This window comes from Serratia sp. CY38905, assembly GCF_052168875.1.
Lineage (GTDB): Bacteria > Pseudomonadota > Gammaproteobacteria > Enterobacterales > Enterobacteriaceae > Serratia > Serratia sarumanii.
In genome coordinates, this window is sequence record NZ_JBJNLV010000015.1 from 44,190 (window position 1) to 62,196 (window position 18,007).

An 18,007-nucleotide genomic window follows, 5' to 3' on the forward strand; every position below is an offset into this window, starting at 1 on the left:
CTCCCAGAAAATTAAGCGCAACCTCAATCGGTTGGTTTAGCATCAGAGCCTGCCAGAAACTTTCCCGGCAATTAAAGAATAAAAAATTTTGGGATAGATGATTACGGAATATATCGCCGGCGGGCATCAAAAAGCCCCCGCAAGCGGAAGCTCTTTTGTCGTGCGGTGAGCGGCGTATCAGTACAGTTTTTTCGCCGTTTCCAGCCAGTCGCCCTTGAACGGACGCTTCATGTTTTCGATCGCGTCGATGATGTCGTGGTGCACCATTTTTTCGTTCTGGATACCGACGCAGCGGCCGCCGTAGCCCTGCAGCAGCAGCTCGATGGCGTAGGCGCCCATGCGCGAGGCCAGGATGCGGTCGTAGGCAACCGGTGAACCGCCGCGTTGAATGTGGCCCAGCACGGTGGCGCGGGTTTCACGCTTGGTTTCCTGCTCGATGTGGCGCGCCAGCTCATCGATGTCGCAGATGTGCTCGGTGATCGCCACGATGGCGTGTTTCTTACCCTTGGCGATACCGGCCTTGATTTCGCACACCAGGTCTTCGCGGTTGAATTCGATTTCAGGCAGCACGATGAATTCGCAACCGCCGGCAATCGCCGCCGCCAGCGTCAGATCGCCGCAGTAACGGCCCATCACTTCCACGATGGAGATACGCTGGTGCGAAGAGGAGGTATCGCGCAGGCGGTCAATCGCTTCCACCACGGTTTCCAGCGCGGTGAAGTAACCGATGGTGTAGTCGGTGCCGGCAACGTCGTTATCGATGGTGCCCGGCAGACCGATGCACGGGAAACCTTCTTCCGTCAGGCGTTTGGCGCCCATGTAGGAACCGTCGCCGCCGATCACCACCAGCGCGTCGATGCCGCGATTCTTCAGGTTTTCAATCGCCTTGGCGCGCACGTTTTCATCCCTGAACTCCGGGAAGCGGGCAGAGCCGAGGAAGGTGCCGCCGCGGTTGATCATGTCGGACACGCTATAGCGGTCCAGCTGCTCCATGCGATCTTCGTACAAGCCAAGGTAGCCATCGTAAATACCAAAAACTTCCAAACCTTCTGAAAGCGCAGAACGCACAACGCCGCGGATTGCAGCGTTCATACCCGGCGAATCACCGCCGCTCGTCAGTACACCGATTTTCTTGATCATGACTACCTCTGAACTGTGTAGATGCAATTTCTTAAGAATTCTGTCTCCGCCGATCGTCTTGAAACCTCTCCGGCTGCAGAAAACCAGCTTTACGGCTTATTGCTGGATATTATATCAAAAACACCCAGCTGAATTGATTCAAGTCACGCAATATAACGGTAAAAATACCGCATGGCACGCTGAGCTAACTCAGATATTCATGATAATACTTCGATCTGTGCCTCTATCTGATTATAGCTCTCAATGCCCCTGCCTACCCGGCGGCACCACGGAGCACGGATCCAGGTGAATGATGACGTCCGCCCCCGCAAAACGGTGCCGCAGCGCCTGTTCCACCTGATCGGCCAACCGGTGCGCCTCGCGCAGCGGCAGCGTGTCTTCCATCTCCAGATGCAGTTGGATGAAACGCGTCGGCCCCGACTGCCGCGTGCGCAGATCGTGCGCGCCTTTCACCCCGGGCCAGGAGGAAACCACCTCGATAATCGCCTGGCGTTCGTCATCCGGCAACGCCCGATCCAGCAGCGACTGCACCGCCTCGTAGCCCATGCGCAGCGCGCTATACAGGATGTAAACGCCGATGCCCAGCGCGAACAGCGCGTCTGCCCGCCGGAAGCCATACCAGCTTAGCCCAAGAGCGATAAGAATAGCACCATTCATCATGACATCTGACTGATAATGCAGCATATCTGCACGCACCGCCTGGCTGCGCGTTTTTCTGACCACCCAACGTTGATAGGTGACCAGAATCAGGGTGCTGATCAACGCGATCACCGTCACGACGACCCCGACGCCGGGATCGCGCAGCGTTTGCGGCGCATACAAATGCTGGAAGCCGGTGAGAAACAAAAACAGGGCGGAACCGGAAATAAACATGCTTTGCGCCAGCGCTGCCAGCGACTCCGCTTTGCCGTGGCCAAAGGTATGCTCGGCATCGGCCGGCTGCAGCGAATAACGCACCACCAGAAGGTTGGTCAGCGAGGCGGCAATATCGACCAGCGAATCTACCAGCGCCGCCAGCAGGCTGACCGAACCGGTGTGGTACCAGGCGACGATTTTGATCAACAGCAGTGACGACGCCAGCGCGGTAGCGGCCAACGCAGCGGACTTTACCAGGCGTGCATAGCGCTGTTCCATCAAGGGATCCCGGTCAAAAGGTGTGGCGCTCAATATAGCGAAATGTCGGATAAAAAAAACCCCGCCATCATGGCGGGGAAGACAGGGATGGTGTCTATGGCAAGGAAAAACAGGGGACTACTCAGTCGTACTTCACTTCTGGGCAGAAGCTTGCTGCAAACCAGAAATTTGTTGCTCCATCTGCTGCATACGCTGCTGATGTTTCTGGTCTAAAACACTTTTTTGCTCTGGCGTCAGCAGGTTATACATTTGGTTACGCACCCGGGCCATCTCGACCTGGCGCTTGACCTGCTGTTGGGCCATCTTTTCCGCCTGGGCATACACGGCGGCTTCGTCAAATTTCTCTGCGGTCACCAGTTTATGCATGGCTTCCATTTCAGCTACATTGACACCAGGCAGATCGTGCCGGGCCTGGCGCATCAAATCGCGCATTTGCTGGCGCTGCTGTTCGCTGAGGCTGACACCGTCGAACATATGGTGTTGGCCGGGTATTCGGGTCATCGCGTCGTTGCCGGGAGGTTGGGCTGTGTCCGGTATAGTGTCGGCAGCGAAGGCAGCGGTCGAACCAATTGCCAGCAGTGATGCCATAACTAATGCGGTCACCTTACGCATTTCAACTCCTCAAGCTTTCTCACTTTGCGAATCAACGAGGAGCAGTGTACCGCTACACCTGAAAACCTGCGTCAGTGCATGTAAAACTACGTAAAGTCATGGAATGGCAACAGTTGATGACGTATTTTGCGTCTGGAGGTAAATCATAATGAACAAGATTCTGTTAGTTGACGACGACCGCGAGTTGACCTCGCTGTTAAAAGAACTGCTTGAAATGGAAGGTTTTAATATCGTCGTCGCGCACGATGGCGAGCAGGCGTTGTCGCTGCTGGACAGCTCCGTCGATCTGCTGCTGCTCGACATCATGATGCCGAAGAAAAACGGCATCGATACGCTGAAAGAACTGCGCCAACATCACCAGACGCCGGTCATCATGCTGACCGCGCGCGGCAGCGAACTGGACCGCGTGCTGGGCCTGGAGCTGGGTGCCGATGATTACCTGCCGAAACCCTTTAACGATCGCGAGCTGGTCGCGCGCATTCGCGCCATTCTGCGCCGTTCCAACTGGAGCGAACAGCAGCAGCAGGTCGACAGCGGCGCCCCGACGCTGGATGTCGATGGCCTGCAGCTGAACCCCGGTCGCCAGGAGGCCAGCTTCGACGGCCAAGTGCTGGATCTGACCGGCACCGAATTCACCCTGCTTTACCTGCTGGCGCAGCATCTCGGCCAGGTGGTGTCGCGCGAACTGCTGAGCCAAGAAGTGCTGGGCAAACGCCTGACACCGTTCGATCGCGCCATCGACATTCACATCTCCAACCTGCGGCGTAAGCTGCCGGATCGCAAAGACGGGCATCCGTGGTTCAAAACCCTGCGCGGGCGTGGTTATTTGATGGTATCTGCAACATGATCAACAGTTTGACGGCACGCATCTTCGCCATTTTCTGGTTCACGTTAGCCCTGGTGCTAATGTTGGTGCTGATGGTGCCCAAGCTCGACTCCCGCCAAATGACCTCGCTGCTCGACAGTGAACAACGGCAGGGATTGATGCTGGAACAGCACGTCGAGGCCGAGTTGCAAAACGATCCGGCCAACGATTTGATGTGGTGGCGCCGCCTGTTCCGCGCCATCGACAAATGGGCGCCGCCGGGCCAACGCCTGCTGCTGGTCACCAGCGAAGGCCGGGTGATCGGCGCGCAGCGCAATGAAATGCAGATCGTCCGCAACTTCATCGGCCAATCCGACAACTCGGATCATCCGAAGAAGAAAAAGTACGGCCGCGTCGAGCTGGTAGGGCCGTTCGCGGTGCGCGACGGCGAAGACAACTACCAGCTGTACCTGATCCGTCCCGCCAACAGCCCGCAATCCGATTTCATCAACCTGATGTTCGACCGGCCGCTGCTGCTGCTGATCGTCACCATGCTGATCAGCGCCCCGCTGCTGCTGTGGCTGGCCTGGAGCCTGGCGAAACCGGCGCGCAAACTGAAAAACGCCGCCGATGAAGTAGCGCGCGGCAACCTGAAGCAGCATCCGGAACTGGAGGCCGGCCCGCAGGAATTCCTGGCCACCGGCGCCAGTTTCAACCAGATGGTCAGCGCGCTGGAACGCATGATGAATGCTCAGCAACGCCTGATATCGGACATCTCGCACGAGCTGCGCACGCCGCTGACGCGCCTGCAGTTGGCCACCGCGCTGATGCGCCGCCGCCACGGCGAAGGCCACGAACTGGCGCGCATCGAAACCGAAGCGCAGCGGCTGGATTCGATGATCAACGATCTGCTGGCGCTGTCGCGCGGTCAGCAGAAGAGCGAGCTGGCGCGCGAGCAGCTGAAGGCCAACGAACTGTGGGCCGACGTGCTGGACAACGCCCGTTTCGAAGCGGAACAGATGGGCAAGCAGTTGGAGATCACCGCGCCGCCCGGCCCATGGACGCTGTTCGGCAACGCGAGCGCGCTGGACAGCGCGTTGGAAAACATCGTGCGCAACGCCCTGCGTTATTCGCACACCCGCATCGCCGTGGCGTTCAGCGCCGACAATCAGGGCGTGACCATCCAGGTTGACGACGACGGCCCCGGCCAGCGCCGAAGACCGCGAGCAGATCTTCCGTCCGTTCTATCGCACCGACGAGGCGCGCGACCGCGAATCCGGCGGCACCGGCCTCGGCCTGGCGATCGTCGAAGCGGCGGTCAATCAACATCGCGGCTGGGTGAAGGCCGAAGACAGCCCGCTTGGCGGCCTGCGATTGGTGCTGTGGCTGCCGCTGCATCATCAGCGTTTGTCGACTAAGACAGAACAGTAAGAGTTTGCTATCCTGCGCCCCTCGTTCACGAGGGGCCTGCAACATGCTGAACATCGTTTTATTTGAACCCGAAATTCCACCCAACACCGGCAATATCATCCGCCTGTGCGCCAATACCGGCTTTAACCTGCACCTGATCGAACCGCTGGGATTCCCGTGGGACGACAAGCGCCTGCGCCGCGCCGGGCTGGACTACCATGAGTTCACCCGCGTCAGCCGTCATGCCGATTACGCCGCCTTTCTCGCCGCCGAAAAGCCGCAACGGCTGTTTGCCCTCACCACCAAAGGCACGCCGGCGCACAGCGCCGTCAGCTATCAGGCCGGCGACTACCTGCTGTTCGGCCCGGAAACGCGCGGGTTACCCGCCGATATCCTCGATGCGCTGCCTGCGCAGCAAAAAATCCGCATCCCGATGCAGGCGCAAAGCCGCAGCATGAACCTGTCGAATGCCGTCTCGGTGGTCGTGTATGAGGCCTGGCGGCAGCTGGACTATGCCGGCGCGCTGATCAAGGCGTAATCCGCGACGACGCGCCATACTGAAAGGGTCATCCTCTCCAGAGCACGGCACATGGCTTTCGTCGCAGATATTGTCACCCAGCTTCGCCGGCTTGAGCCGGCGCTGAACGAGGCGCTGTTGCGGCTGCAACAGGCGCAACGCGGCTCGATCGGGCCGCCGCCGAGTTGGGCAGGCTCACGACGCCGTTGCGCGATCTCGAGGTGCTGATCGCCGAACTGGCGCGCCATCGCCTGGATTGGCAGGCCAACGTGCGCCAGAGCGATCTTCAGGCCCGCTACCGTCAACTGCTCGCCCATCCGCAGATCATCGACTTTCCCTCGCTGTTGCACGCCTGGCCGCGCCGCTTCCGCCGCACGGCGCGACGCACCGCCAAACACCGCCTGAACCGACGCCTGCAGCGCCAGCAACAGCAATTGCGCCGGGCATTGGCCGATACCGGCTACGATCGCCACCGCCTGCGGCTGCTGATAAAGCGCCTGCGCTACGCGGCCGAAGCCTATCCGCAACGCCTTCCCCTCTCTCCCGCCGCGATGGCGGGCCTCAAGGCGGCGCAAAGCGCCCTCGGCGACTGGCACGATCGTGAGGTCTGGTGCCTGCAGGCAGAACATCAGGCGGATCTCTGGCCCTTGTTGCCCCGGTGGCAAGCTGAGCAACGCCAGACGCTGGCCAAGGCGGACGACTTGCTCGCCGCCTTATCATCGGCGCTGACGGCGAAAACCGGCGGCGCATCACGATCCTGAAAAAAGGCCGCGGCAGGGCACGCCCGGCCCCGAAAATGCCCGATGAGGCGTAGATAATGCGCTATGTTTTGTAAGGGTAATCACCACTCATCATAGGAAACCATATGAAGAAACAACGCTTGAGCGTTGCCATGGCGGTTCTGGCAGCGGGCCTGTTGCTGGCGGGTTGTTCGTCCAAAGTCACCCAAACGTCGCAGTATTCGGGCTTCTTGTCCGATTACAGCAAACTGCAGGAAACCACCTCGCCAAGCGGCCATAAAACGCTGCGCTGGATAGATCCAAGCTACAAGGAATCCAACTATCGCGGCCTCTATTTCCAACCGGTGGTCTATTTCCCGGCGGAGAAACCCACGGCGCGCGTCAGCCAGGACACGCTGAACAAGATTAAGACCTACGCGACCCAGCGGATCAAAACCGCGCTGCAGAACCGCTTCACCATTCTGCCAAGCCCGACGGGCTCGCGCGTGCTGGTGGCCAAGCTCGCCATCACCGCCGTTTCCGCCGAAAATGAAGACATGAAATTCTATGAGGTGGTGCCGGTCGCCGCCGTGGTCGCCAGCACCATGGCTGCTACCGGGCACCGGACGCAAAATACCGCGCTGTATATCGAAGGCGAGCTGATCGACCAAGATACCGGTAAAACGGTGATGGAAGTGGTACGCAAGGCCTACGGTAAAACCGTCAACAACGACAGCACGCCGGTCACGGCGGATGACGTCAAGGCGGCGATCGACGACATCGTCACCGATATCACCAACTTCCCGAAACAGGGCTGACCGCCGCCTGAAAAACACAGGGGGAGCCGAAGCTCCCCCTGAATGGCTGCACAGACGGCGCTCAAATGCCGTCGCCGTACTCGAAGCCGTGATTGGTGCCGTTAAAGTATTGGTCCATATCCATCGACGGCGTATCGCTCTCCGGCCGCCCGACGATGCGCGCCGGCACGCCGGCGGCGGTGGTGTGCGGCGGTATCGCCTGCAAGACCACCGAGCCCGCGCCGATCTTCGCGCCCTTGCCCACTTCGATATTGCCGAGAATTTTGGCGCCGGCACCAATCATCACCCCTTCGCGGATTTTCGGGTGACGGTCGCCGCTGGTTTTACCGGTACCGCCCAGGGTGACCGACTGCAGGATAGAGACATTGTTCTCCACCACCGCCGTTTCACCGATCACGATGCCGGTGGCGTGGTCGAGCATGATGCCGCAGCCGATGGTCGCCGCCGGGTGGATGTCCACGCCGAAGGCGACGGAAATTTGATTTTGCAGGTAGATAGCCAGCGCTTGCCGCCCTTGCTGCCACAGCCAGTGACCGATGCGGTAAGCCTGCAGCGCATGGAACCCTTTCAGGTAAAGCAGCGGCGTGGAGTATTTATCGACCGCCGGGTCGCGCAGCCGTACCGCGAGGATATCGCGCGCCGCCGACACGATCATCTGGTTGTCGGACTTGTAGGCCTCTTCCACCACCTCGCGCACCGCGATGGCGGGCATGATCGGCGTCGCCAGCTTGTTGGCCAGCATATAGCTGAGCGCGCTGCCCAGATTCTCGTGCTTGAGCAACGTCGCATGGAAAAAGCTGGCCAGCATCGGTTCACAATCAGCCAGTGCTCGCGCTTCTGATTTAATGCTGTTCCAGACCTGTTCCAACTCTTCTGACGACATCACATTCCCCTCTGCCTTGCCAAACGGGCCGCTTCACACGGTAGCGCGAAGCGGCCCAGGTCATTAGCGGGGTCAGCATGCTGCCCCGACATATCGTTTTATGTCACGCGCTGGGTTTTTCGTCCTTTCGGGCTCGCCCCAGCAGGCTCAGCGCCGCTTCGCGGGCGTCTTTATGGCAGTAAAGCACCTGATAAATCTGTTCGGTGATCGGCATTTCCACACCGTGCCGCTGCGCCAGCGCCAACACCTCTTTGGTATTGCGATAGCCCTCGACCACCTGACCGATGCTGTCCTGCGCTTCCTGCACGCCTTTGCCCTGCCCCAGCATAATGCCGAAGCGGCGGTTGCGCGATTGGTTGTCCGTGCAGGTTAGCACCAGATCCCCCAGCCCCGCCATGCCCATGAACGTCGAAGGATCGGCGCCGAGCGCAGAACCCAGACGGCTCATTTCCGCCAGCCCGCGTGTAATCAACGCGGTGCGGGCGTTGGCGCCAAAACCGATGCCGTCGGACATGCCGGCGCCGATGGCGATCACGTTCTTCACCGCGCCGCCAAGCTGCACGCCGATGAAATCGGGATTGCTGTAGACGCGGAAGCTCTTGCCGCAGTGCAACAGCTGTTGCAGATCGTCGGCGAACTGCGCATCGGTCGCCGCCAGCGCGATCGCCGTCGGCAGGCCGGCGGCCAGCTCTTTGGCGAACGTCGGCCCGGAGAGCACCGCCAGCGGGATCGCCTCGCCCAGCGCCTCACGCGCTACGTCCTGCAGCAACCGGCCGGTTTCCGCTTCCAGCCCCTTGGTAGCCCACACGATGCGGGCGTCCGGGCGCAGATGCGGCTTCAGCTGGCGCAGCACGTCACCGAACACGTGGCTCGGCACCACCACCAGCACGTCGCGGCTGGCCGCCAGCGCCCGCGCCAAATCGGCTTCAAGCAGCAGGGTATCGGGGAAGGGAACGTCGGGCAGAAACGCCTGATTGCAGCGATTTTGCTGCAACGTTTGAACTTGCGCGGGGTTATGCCCCCACAGCACCACGGTGTGGCCGTTACGCGCCAGCGTAATGGCCAATGCGGTGCCGTACGAGCCGGCACCGATGACAGTCATTGAAGCATTGACGGTGTTCATCAGGCATCCTGATGTGGTGCGGCACCTTCGCCTTCCGCCTGCTGCTGCAGATAGTTCATGAACAGCGCGTCAAAGTTGACCGGTGCCAGGTTCAGCTGCGGGAACGTACCGCGGGAAACCAGGCTGGTGATGCACTCGCGCGCATACGGGAACAGGATGTTCGGGCAGTATGCGCCCAGGCAATGCGCCAGCTGCGTGCCTTCGATGCCTGCTACCGAGAAGATGCCCGCCTGTTGCACTTCGCACAGGAACGCGGTCTCTTCGCCCAGGGTCGCCGTCACGGTTACGCGCAGTACCACTTCATACACTTCGTCAGCCAGCTGGCTGGACGCGGTATCCAGATCAAGTTTAACTTCCGGCTGCCATTCCTGCTGGAAAACCTGCGGCGCATTCGGCGCTTCGAAAGAGATGTCCTTGGTATAAATACGTTGGATCTGGAAAGCCATTTCGGTGCTGTTTTGTTCTGACATGTGAGTAATACCCTTGGTTAAACGTCCTTATTGACACTCGGTGAACCGGCAAGCTGCTTAAAGCAGTGGATCCAGGCCGCCGCGAGCATCGAGTTCATATAAATCATCGCAGCCGCCGATATGCCGGCCATCGATGAAAATCTGCGGCACGGTGGTGCGCCCGCTGCGCTCGATCATCACTTCGCGCTTGGCGTTATCGCCGTCGATGGCGATCTCGTTAAACGCCGCGCCCTTGCTGTTCAACAGCGCCTTGGCGCGATGGCAGAACGGACAGGTCGCTTTGGTGTAGATATCAATGTTAGCCATGGATTGCCACCTCAAATAGGTTAAACGGTTACTTACCGCGCACCAGCGGCAGGTTTTCTCCGCTCCAGCCGGAAATGCCGTCTTTCAGCATAGTCACCTTTTCAAAACCGGCCTTGCTCAGGTTCTCCGCCGGCTCGCGGGAGGCGGTGCCGTTGGCGCACACGACGATGATCGGCTGCGCTTTGTGTTTTTCCAGCTCGCCCAGGCTGCCGCTTTTGATTTCGCTGGCGGTCAGGTTGATGGCGTTGGCCAGGTGACCACGGCGAAAATCGTCGCGGCTGCGGGTGTCGACCACCACGGCTTCTTCTTTGTTGATCAGACGAATAGCTTCACCGCGGGCGATCTCTTTGACCTTGGAGAAACGGCTTTTGAAGGTCATGACGATCACGGCGACCAGCAGAGCGATCCAAGCCAGGCTCAGAATAGGGTGTCTGCTTACGAATGGCATAATTTCTTGCAGCATGGGGTGTAACAACTCCCGTCAGTTAAGGGATAAATAAGTCAAGGTTCCAGAGTATACCTGCCGAGTGCGGCAAATACAGCCAATAAGCAAGCGCGATTGCAGAAACTGCGGGCTGCGCTGAGAAATTCCCGACGTCAGAGCATAAAAGCCCGCGCGATTCGCCGCAACCTTGATCTCTTTGGGCTATTTATCGCCGGCGGCGATGTAAAATCAGCCGGTTTTTCGAGGGTGAATAGCCATGCTTGCGGCGGGCGCATGGCTATTCGCAGCTTAAAAAGTTCATAAGAGGTCAATGCAATGTCGAGCAACAAAAAACCGATGGTTCTGGTGATCCTGGACGGTTACGGCCACCGTGAAGAGCGGCAGGACAACGCGATCCTGAACGCCGGCACTCCGGTGATGGATCGCCTGTGGCGGGAGCAGCCGCATACGCTGATCGCCGCCTCCGGGCTGGATGTCGGCCTGCCCGATGGGCAAATGGGCAACTCCGAAGTCGGCCACGTCAACCTGGGCGCCGGGCGCATCGTGTACCAAGATCTGACCCGGCTGGACAAAGCGATCGCCGACGGCGACTTCTTCGCCAACCCGGTGCTGACCGCCGCGATCGATAAGGCCGTAGCGGCCGGCAAGGCGGTGCACATCATGGGCCTGCTGTCGCCGGGCGGCGTGCACAGCCATGACGAGCACATTCTGGCCATGATCAAGCTGGCCGCCCAACGCGGCGCCAAAGCCGTTTATCTGCACGCCTTCCTCGACGGGCGCGACACGCCGCCGCGCAGCGCCGAAGCCCCGCTGCAACGCTGCCGCGACGCCTTCGCCGCGTTGGGCGTCGGGCGCATCGCCTCGCTGATCGGCCGCTACTACGCGATGGACCGCGACAACCGCTGGGATCGCGTGCAGCTGGCCTATGACCTGCTGACCGCGGCCAAAGGCGACGCCGTGGCCGAGGATGCGATCGCCGGGCTGCAGGCCGCTTATCAGCGCGGTGAAAACGACGAGTTCGTCAGACCGACCGTGATCCGCGCCGCCGGTGAGGCCGATGCCGCGATGCAGGACGGCGACGCGTTGATCTTCATGAACTTCCGCGCCGACCGCGCGCGCCAGATCACCCGCGCCTTCGTGAACGCGGATTTCGACGGTTTCCCGCGCGCCAAACAGGTGCAGTTCGGCGATTTCGTGATGCTGACCGAATACGCCGCCGACATCGCGACCGCCTGCGCCTATCCGCCGGCGTCGCTGGCCAACACCTTCGGCGAATGGCTGATGAAGCACGACAAAACCCAGCTGCGCATCTCGGAAACCGAAAAATACGCCCACGTCACCTTCTTCTATAACGGCGGCGTGGAAGCGCCGTTCAAGGGCGAAGACCGCGTGCTGGTCAACTCGCCGAAGGTCGCCACCTACGATCTGCAGCCGGAGATGAGCGCCGCCGAGCTGACCGACAAGCTGCTGAGCGCCATCCGCAGCGGCAAATACGACGCCATTATCTGCAACTACCCGAACGGCGACATGGTGGGGCATACCGGCGTATATGAAGCGGCGGTCAAAGCGGTGGAAACGCTGGACGCCTGCATCGCCCAGGTGGTTGATGCGGTGCGCGACGTCGACGGTCAGCTGCTGATCACCGCCGATCACGGCAACGCCGAGCAGATGCGCGATCCGGCCACCGGCCAGGCGCACACCGCCCACACCAGCCTGCCGGTGCCGCTGATTTACGTCGGTAAACCGGCGCGGGCGGTCGAAGGCGGCAAGCTTTCGGACATCGCGCCAACCCTGTTAACGCTGATGGGAATGGAAATCCCGCAAGAGATGACTGGTAAGCCGCTGTTCATCGTGGAATAATCCTTCTCCATGAGGGAGAAGGCGTTTTTTGCACTATCAAGGGTAACCCGAAGCGCAAACGCAGGCAGCCGGCCGCTGCCTGAACGCACCGCGCCAAGGACGTTCACCGCCATGTGCGCCAGCGTATTTTGCGCTGGCGTCTTGCTGTTGCCGCTCGCCGGCCAGGCGGCGGAGGACAATAAATCCCAGCTGAAAGACATCCAGCAGAGCATCGCCGAGAAAGAAAAGGCGGTGAAGCAGCAGCAACAGCAGCGCAGCTCGCTGCAGGATCAGCTGCGTCAGCAGGAAAAAACCATCGCCCAGGCCAGCCGCCAGCTGCGCGACACCCAGAGCACGCTCACCCAGTTGGGCAAGGACATTGCCGGCCTGAACGCCTCGATAGCCAAACTGCAAAAGCAGCAATCAACCCAACAAAACCTCCTCGCCAAACAGCTCGACGCCGCCTTCCGGCAAGGGCAGCACAGCGCCGTGCAGCTGATCCTCAGCGGTGAAGAAAGCCAGCGCAGCGAACGTATTCTGGCCTATTTCGGCTATCTGAACGAAGCGCGTCAGAAAACCATCGAAGAGCTGAAGCAGACCCGCGCCGAGCTGGCGAAGCAAAAAACCACGCTGGTGGCCAAACAGGGCCAGCAAAAATCCTTACTGGGCGAGCAACAGACGCAGCAGCAGAAGCTGGAGCAGGCGCGCGGCGCCCGCAAGAAAACGCTGACCGCGCTGGAAGCCTCGCTGGAAAAAGACCAACAACGCCTGGTGGAACTGCGCCAGAACGAAGCCCGCATGCGCGACAAGATCGCCCGGGCGGAGCGCGAAGCCCGTGCGCGCGCCGAACGCGAAGCGCGTGAAGCGGCCAAGGTGCGCGAACAGGTGCGCATCAAGGAACAGCAGGCGAAGAAAACCGGCACTACCTACAAACCTAGCGAAGCCGATCGCTCGCTGATGGCACGAACCGGCGGCCTCGGTCGTCCGGCCGGCCAACTGATGTGGCCGGTGCGCGGCCGCACGTTGCACGGCTTTGGCGAACAGCAGCAGGGCGAGCTACGCTGGAAAGGCATGGTGATCGAAGCCCGCGAAGGCAGCGAAGTGAAAGCCGTCGCCGATGGCCGCGTGCTGCTGGCCGACTGGCTGCAGGGCTATGGTCTGATGGTGGTGGTCGAACACGGTAAAGGCGACATGAGCGTGTACGGCTACAACCAGAGCGCGTTGGTCAACGTCGGGGCGCAGGTGCGCGCCGGCCAGCCGATCGCTCTGGTCGGCACCAGCGGCGGCCAGGGAACGCCGTCGCTCTATTTCGAAATCCGTCGTCAGGGACAGGCGGTTAACCCACTGCCGTGGTTGGGAAGATAGATTTGCGCTATGTCAAAACCCGTACAGCTCTGTTAATAGGCTGTCTGCTGCAGGTTTACGCTGCACAGGCAGGAAAACTCTCCATCGTCATCGATGACGTGGGCTACCGCCCTCACGAAGAAAACGCGGTGCTGCAAATGCCGACGGCGATCTCGGTCGCGGTGTTGCCCAACGCGCCGCATGCCCGCCTGATGGCCACCCGCGCCCACAGCCAGGGCCGCGAAGTGCTGATCCACATGCCGATGGCGCCGCTCAGCAAGCAGCCGCTGGAGCGCGATACCCTGCAGCCTTCCATGAGCAGCGACGAGATCCAGCGCATCATCCGCAACGCGGTGAACAACGTGCCCTACGCGGTCGGCATGAACAACCACATGGGCAGCGCCATGACCTCCAGCCTGCCGGGCATGCAGAAAGTGATGCAGGCGCTCGAAAGCTACCGCCTGTATTTCCTCGACAGCATGACCATCGGCAGCAGCCAGGCGACCCGCGCCGCGGCCGGCACCGGCGTGAAGGTGATCAAACGCAAGGTGTTCCTCGACGATACCGCGAACGAAGCCGACATCCGCCGCCAGTTCAACCGCGCGGTCGAATTGGCGCGGCGCAACGGCTCCGCCATCGCCATCGGCCACCCGCGCCCGGCGACGGTGAAGGTGCTGCAGCAGATGCTGCCGTCGCTGCCCGCCGATATCGTGCTGGTCAAGCCGAGCGCGCTGCTGAACGAACCGCAGGGCAACGGTGGCGGCGGCTACGTCCCACCGCCGGTCAAACCGCAAAAGCCGCAGCCGAAGAACCCGTTCAGCGGCGGCATCAAGCAGTGCAAGGTCAAACCGCCGAAGGAAAAAACCAACGCCGGCACCGCACTGGGCGTCATCGCCGACAGCATCGCCACCTCGCCACCGGTGACCTTCATCAAGCGTCATTGGCAGCACTGGACGCAAGCCAAACCGCAAGCGTAAAAAAAGGGCCGGAATTCCGGCCCTTGTCACGTCTGCAGAGATTAATCCCAGCTCAGCACCACTTTACCCGACTTGCCGGAGCGCATGGCGTCGAAGCCCTGCTGGAACTCGTCGATCGAGAATCGGTGGGTGATGATCGGGGTCAAATCCAGACCGGACTGGATCAGCGCCGCCATCTTGTACCAGGTTTCGAACATTTCGCGGCCGTAAATCCCTTTGATAAACAGCCCTTTGAAGATGACCTGGTTCCAGTCGATCGACATATCCGAAGGCGGAATGCCCAGCATGGCGATGCGTCCGCCGTGGTTCATCGCATTGAGCAGCGTGCGGAACGCCGGCGGCGCACCGGACATTTCCAGACCGACGTCGAACCCTTCGGTCATGCCCAGCTCGGCCATCACGTCGCTGAGGTTTTCCTTGCTGACGTTCACCGCGCGGGTCACACCCATCTTGCGCGCCAGTTCCAGGCGGTATTCGTTAACGTCGGTGATCACCACATGGCGAGCGCCGACGTGTTTGCACACCGCCGCCGCCATGATGCCGATCGGGCCGGCGCCGGACACCAGCACGTCTTCCCCAACCAGATCGAACGACAGCGCGGTGTGCACCGCGTTGCCGAACGGATCGAAGATCGAAGCCAGTTCGTCGGAGATGTTATCCGGGATCTTGAAGGCGTTGAACGCCGGGATCACCAGGTATTCCGCAAAGCTGCCCGGACGGTTCACGCCCACGCCGACGGTGTTGCGGCACAGGTGCGTGCGGCCGCCGCGGCAGTTGCGGCAATGGCCGCAGGTGATGTGGCCTTCGCCGGACACGCGATCGCCGATGCTGAAGCCTTTGACTTCCTGACCGATCGCCACCACTTCGCCGACGTATTCATGGCCGACCACCATCGGAACCGGAATGGTTTTTTGCGACCACTCGTCCCAGTTGTAGATATGCACATCGGTGCCGCAGATCGCGGTTTTGCGGATTTTGATCATGATGTCGTTGTGGCCCAGCTCCGGCTGAGGCACGTCGGTCATCCAAATCCCTTCTTCCGCTTTCAGTTTTGACAGTGCTTTCATGGTTTTACCTTATGCAATAACGCCAAGATCCTTACCGATACGTGTAAACGCCGCCACTGCGCGTTCGATTTGCTCCGGGGTGTGGTCGGCAGACATCTGGGTACGGATGCGCGCCTGGCCTTTCGGCACCACCGGATAGAAGAAACCGGTCACATAGATGCCTTCCTTGAGCAACGCATTGGCGAATTCCTGCGCCAGCTTCGCCTCACCCAGCATGACCGGGATGATGGCATGATCGGCGCCGGCCAACGTGAAGCCGGCGGCGGTCATTTTTTCGCGGAACAGACGCGCGTTGGCCCACAGGCGATCGCGCAGGGCATCGCCCTCTTCCAGCAGTTCCAGCACTTTGATCGACGCGGCGACGATCGCCGGCGCCAGCGAGTTGGAGAACAGGTACGGGCGCGAACGCTGACGCAGCCACTCCACCACTTCTTTCCTGGCGGCGGTGTAGCCGCCGGACGCGCCGCCCAGCGCTTTGCCTAACGTACCGGTGATGATATCGACGCGGCCCATCACTTCGCAATATTCATGGGTGCCGCGCCCGTTGGCGCCGACAAAGCCCACCGCGTGGGAGTCATCCACCATCACCAGCGCCTGGTACTCGTCCGCCAGATCGCACACCCCTTTCAGGTTGGCGATCACGCCGTCCATCGAGAAGACGCCGTCGGTGGCGATCAGGATGTGGCGCGCGCCGTCGGCTTTGGCCTGCTTCAGCTGCGCGGCCAGCTCGGCCATGTCGTTATTGGCGTAGCGATAGCGCTTGGCCTTGCACAGGCGCACGCCGTCGATGATCGACGCGTGGTTCAGCGCATCGGAGATAATGGCGTCTTCCGGGCCGAGCAGGGTTTCGAACAGCCCGCCGTTGGCATCGAAGCAGGAGGAGTAGAGGATCGCGTCTTCCATGCCCAAGAAGGCCGCCAGTTTCTGTTCCAGCTGCTTGTGGCTGTCCTGGGTGCCGCAGATGAAGCGCACCGACGCCATGCCGAAACCGTGGCTGTCCATGCCCGACTTGGCGGCGGCGATCAGCGCCGGATGGTTGGCCAGGCCCAGGTAGTTATTGGCGCAGAAGTTGATCACATGGCTGCCGTCGGCGACGGCGATATCCGCCTGTTGCGCGGAGGTGATGATGCGTTCTTCCTTGAACAGCCCTTCACTGCGAGTGGCGGCAAGCTGTTGTTCCAACTGCTGATAAAAAGACGCTGACATTCGGTTATCTCCAGGATTGGGCTATTTGCGGCATATTTTACTGATTTGTAACCAAACTGACGAGAATGCGCGGGAGAGAATATTAAAATTGCAGCAGATATCACGGCAAAAAGCGGACTTCAATGGCAATGCGGGATATTCGGAGCCCTTCCGCTGTTTGCCGCGGCATGAAATGCTATGATAACCACCATTGAGCGTGGGGCATTGTGCCCCGCCAGGCAGCTTAGCAGGGGTAACCCAATGATTATCGTCACAGGCGGCGCCGGCATGATCGGCAGCAACATCATTAAGGCACTGAACGACAAGGGATATCGCGATATCCTGGTGGTGGATAACCTGAAAGACGGCACCAAGTTCGTCAACCTGGTCGATCTGGACATCGCCGACTATATCGATAAAGAAGACTTTATCGCCAGCATCATGGCCGGCGACGATCTGGGCGATATCGAGGCGGTCTTCCACGAAGGCGCCTGCTCCGCGACCACCGAGTGGGACGGCAAGTACATGATGGACAATAACTATCAGTACTCCAAAGACCTGTTGCACTACTGCCTGGATCGCGAAATCCCGTTCCTGTACGCCTCCTCCGCCGCCACTTACGGCGGCCGCGAAGAGTTCATCGAAGAGCGTGAGTATGAAGCGCCGCTCAACGTGTACGGCTACTCCAAATTCCTGTTCGATCAGTACGTGCGCGAGATCCTGCCGGAAGCGGACTCGCAGATCTGCGGCTTCCGCTACTTCAACGTTTACGGCCCGCGCGAAGGCCACAAAGGCAGCATGGCCAGCGTCGCCTTCCACCTGAATACCCAGATCAACCGCGGCGAAAACCCGAAACTGTTCGCCGGCAGCGAAAACTTCAAGCGTGACTTCATCTACGTCGGCGACGTGGCGGCGGTTAACCTGTGGTTCTGGGAAACCGGCAAATCCGGCATCTTCAACTGCGGCACCGGCCGGGCGGAAACCTTCCAGGCGGTGGCCGACGCAGTGGTGGACTTCCACCAGAAGGGCGCGGTGGAATACATCGAGTTCCCGGAGAAGCTGAAGGGCCGCTATCAGGCGTACACCCAGGCCGATCTGACCAAGCTGCGCGCCGCCGGCTACGACGCACCGTTCAAAACGGTCGCCGAAGGGGTGAAAGAGTACATGGCCTGGTTGAACCGCACCGCATAAGCTGAAGGAATTAACGCTGGGT

At 60.5% G+C, this 18,007-nt stretch carries 18 protein-coding genes and 1 pseudogene; 9 read left to right on the forward strand and 10 right to left on the reverse strand.

Going from position 1 to position 18,007, the window contains the following annotated elements:
* Positions 1 to 177: 177 nt before the first annotated feature.
* The 3 genes from pfkA to cpxP all read right to left on the reverse strand — a co-directional run bounded on the left by pfkA (position 178) and on the right by cpxP (position 2,886).
* Positions 178 to 1,140: a 6-phosphofructokinase gene (gene pfkA, locus ACJ8MK_RS22655; RefSeq protein ID WP_004931116.1), complete on the reverse strand. Its 963-nt coding sequence runs from the start codon at positions 1,138 to 1,140 to the stop codon at positions 178 to 180.
* Positions 1,141 to 1,380: 240 nt separating this feature from the next.
* Positions 1,381 to 2,274, reverse strand: coding sequence for a CDF family cation-efflux transporter FieF (gene fieF / locus ACJ8MK_RS22660; RefSeq protein ID WP_442518077.1), 894 nt, complete (start codon positions 2,272 to 2,274; stop codon positions 1,381 to 1,383).
* A gap of 132 nt (positions 2,275 to 2,406) precedes the next feature.
* On the reverse strand, positions 2,407 to 2,886 hold the full coding sequence (cpxP, locus tag ACJ8MK_RS22665) for a cell-envelope stress modulator CpxP (RefSeq protein WP_004931122.1): 480 nt from the start codon (positions 2,884 to 2,886) through the stop codon (positions 2,407 to 2,409).
* A gap of 148 nt (positions 2,887 to 3,034) precedes the next feature.
* Between cpxP and cpxR the strand changes: the two genes are divergently transcribed.
* The 5 genes and pseudogenes from cpxR (at position 3,035) to ACJ8MK_RS22690 (ending at position 7,155) form a co-directional block, all read left to right on the forward strand.
* Positions 3,035 to 3,733: an envelope stress response regulator transcription factor CpxR gene (gene cpxR, locus ACJ8MK_RS22670; protein WP_442518078.1), complete on the forward strand. Its 699-nt coding sequence runs from the start codon at positions 3,035 to 3,037 to the stop codon at positions 3,731 to 3,733.
* Positions 3,730 to 5,122 (forward strand): annotated as a pseudogene (gene cpxA, locus ACJ8MK_RS22675) (envelope stress sensor histidine kinase CpxA). Before cpxR ends, cpxA begins: the two are co-directional and overlap by 4 nt.
* A gap of 43 nt (positions 5,123 to 5,165) precedes the next feature.
* Positions 5,166 to 5,639 carry a tRNA (uridine(34)/cytosine(34)/5-carboxymethylaminomethyluridine(34)-2'-O)-methyltransferase TrmL gene (gene trmL, locus ACJ8MK_RS22680; RefSeq protein ID WP_033636451.1) on the forward strand — a complete coding sequence of 158 codons (474 nt, stop codon included), beginning with the start codon at positions 5,166 to 5,168 and terminating at the stop codon, positions 5,637 to 5,639.
* A gap of 164 nt (positions 5,640 to 5,803) precedes the next feature.
* The gene (locus ACJ8MK_RS22685) at positions 5,804 to 6,379 is read left to right on the forward strand and encodes a CHAD domain-containing protein (RefSeq protein ID WP_243403136.1); all 576 of its coding nucleotides are present in this window, start codon (positions 5,804 to 5,806) and stop codon (positions 6,377 to 6,379) included.
* Between the two features lie 104 nt (positions 6,380 to 6,483).
* On the forward strand, positions 6,484 to 7,155 hold the full coding sequence (locus ACJ8MK_RS22690; protein ID WP_033654532.1) for a DUF3313 domain-containing protein: 672 nt from the start codon (positions 6,484 to 6,486) through the stop codon (positions 7,153 to 7,155).
* Positions 7,156 to 7,216: 61 nt separating this feature from the next.
* Here ACJ8MK_RS22690 and cysE read toward each other — a convergent pair whose 3' ends face one another.
* From cysE to ACJ8MK_RS22715, 5 genes are all read right to left on the reverse strand, one after another.
* Positions 7,217 to 8,038 carry a serine O-acetyltransferase gene (gene cysE, locus ACJ8MK_RS22695; protein WP_004931135.1) on the reverse strand — a complete coding sequence of 274 codons (822 nt, stop codon included), beginning with the start codon at positions 8,036 to 8,038 and terminating at the stop codon, positions 7,217 to 7,219.
* A 103-nt stretch (positions 8,039 to 8,141) separates the two neighbouring features.
* The gene (gene gpsA, locus ACJ8MK_RS22700; RefSeq protein WP_103799368.1) at positions 8,142 to 9,161 is read right to left on the reverse strand and encodes an NAD(P)H-dependent glycerol-3-phosphate dehydrogenase; all 1,020 of its coding nucleotides are present in this window, start codon (positions 9,159 to 9,161) and stop codon (positions 8,142 to 8,144) included.
* Positions 9,161 to 9,631, reverse strand: coding sequence for a protein-export chaperone SecB (secB, locus tag ACJ8MK_RS22705; protein ID WP_004931139.1), 471 nt, complete (start codon positions 9,629 to 9,631; stop codon positions 9,161 to 9,163). Before secB ends, gpsA begins: the two co-directional genes overlap by 1 nt.
* A gap of 57 nt (positions 9,632 to 9,688) precedes the next feature.
* Positions 9,689 to 9,937, reverse strand: a complete 249-nt coding sequence (grxC, locus tag ACJ8MK_RS22710) for a glutaredoxin 3 (RefSeq protein ID WP_004931142.1) — start codon at positions 9,935 to 9,937, stop codon at positions 9,689 to 9,691.
* A gap of 28 nt (positions 9,938 to 9,965) precedes the next feature.
* Positions 9,966 to 10,400, reverse strand: coding sequence for a rhodanese-like domain-containing protein (locus ACJ8MK_RS22715; protein ID WP_033649725.1), 435 nt, complete (start codon positions 10,398 to 10,400; stop codon positions 9,966 to 9,968).
* 297 nt (positions 10,401 to 10,697) lie between these two features.
* On the opposite strand from ACJ8MK_RS22715, the gene gpmM reads away from it, so the two are divergent.
* The 3 genes from gpmM to ACJ8MK_RS22730 are packed head-to-tail and all read left to right on the forward strand — an operon-like array spanning position 10,698 to position 14,542.
* Positions 10,698 to 12,242, forward strand: a complete 1,545-nt coding sequence (gpmM, locus tag ACJ8MK_RS22720) for a 2,3-bisphosphoglycerate-independent phosphoglycerate mutase (protein WP_442518079.1) — start codon at positions 10,698 to 10,700, stop codon at positions 12,240 to 12,242.
* 9 nt (positions 12,243 to 12,251) lie between these two features.
* Positions 12,252 to 13,586, forward strand: coding sequence for a murein hydrolase activator EnvC (envC, locus tag ACJ8MK_RS22725; protein WP_033649727.1), 1,335 nt, complete (start codon positions 12,252 to 12,254; stop codon positions 13,584 to 13,586).
* Between the two features lie 2 nt (positions 13,587 to 13,588).
* Positions 13,589 to 14,542 carry a divergent polysaccharide deacetylase family protein gene (locus tag ACJ8MK_RS22730; RefSeq protein WP_033649728.1) on the forward strand — a complete coding sequence of 318 codons (954 nt, stop codon included), beginning with the start codon at positions 13,589 to 13,591 and terminating at the stop codon, positions 14,540 to 14,542.
* Positions 14,543 to 14,583: 41 nt separating this feature from the next.
* Here ACJ8MK_RS22730 and tdh read toward each other — a convergent pair whose 3' ends face one another.
* Together tdh and kbl are read right to left on the reverse strand one after the other, a co-directional pair.
* On the reverse strand, positions 14,584 to 15,609 hold the full coding sequence (gene tdh, locus ACJ8MK_RS22735) for an L-threonine 3-dehydrogenase (RefSeq protein WP_016929697.1): 1,026 nt from the start codon (positions 15,607 to 15,609) through the stop codon (positions 14,584 to 14,586).
* A 9-nt stretch (positions 15,610 to 15,618) separates the two neighbouring features.
* Positions 15,619 to 16,815 (reverse strand): glycine C-acetyltransferase, encoded by a 1,197-nt coding sequence (kbl, locus tag ACJ8MK_RS22740; RefSeq protein WP_033636462.1) that lies wholly within the window; start codon positions 16,813 to 16,815, stop codon positions 15,619 to 15,621.
* A 240-nt stretch (positions 16,816 to 17,055) separates the two neighbouring features.
* Between kbl and rfaD the strand changes: the two genes are divergently transcribed.
* Complete coding sequence (rfaD, locus tag ACJ8MK_RS22745; protein ID WP_089186598.1) at positions 17,056 to 17,985, forward strand: ADP-glyceromanno-heptose 6-epimerase; 930 nt, start codon at positions 17,056 to 17,058, stop codon at positions 17,983 to 17,985.
* Positions 17,986 to 18,007: the final 22 nt, after the last annotated feature.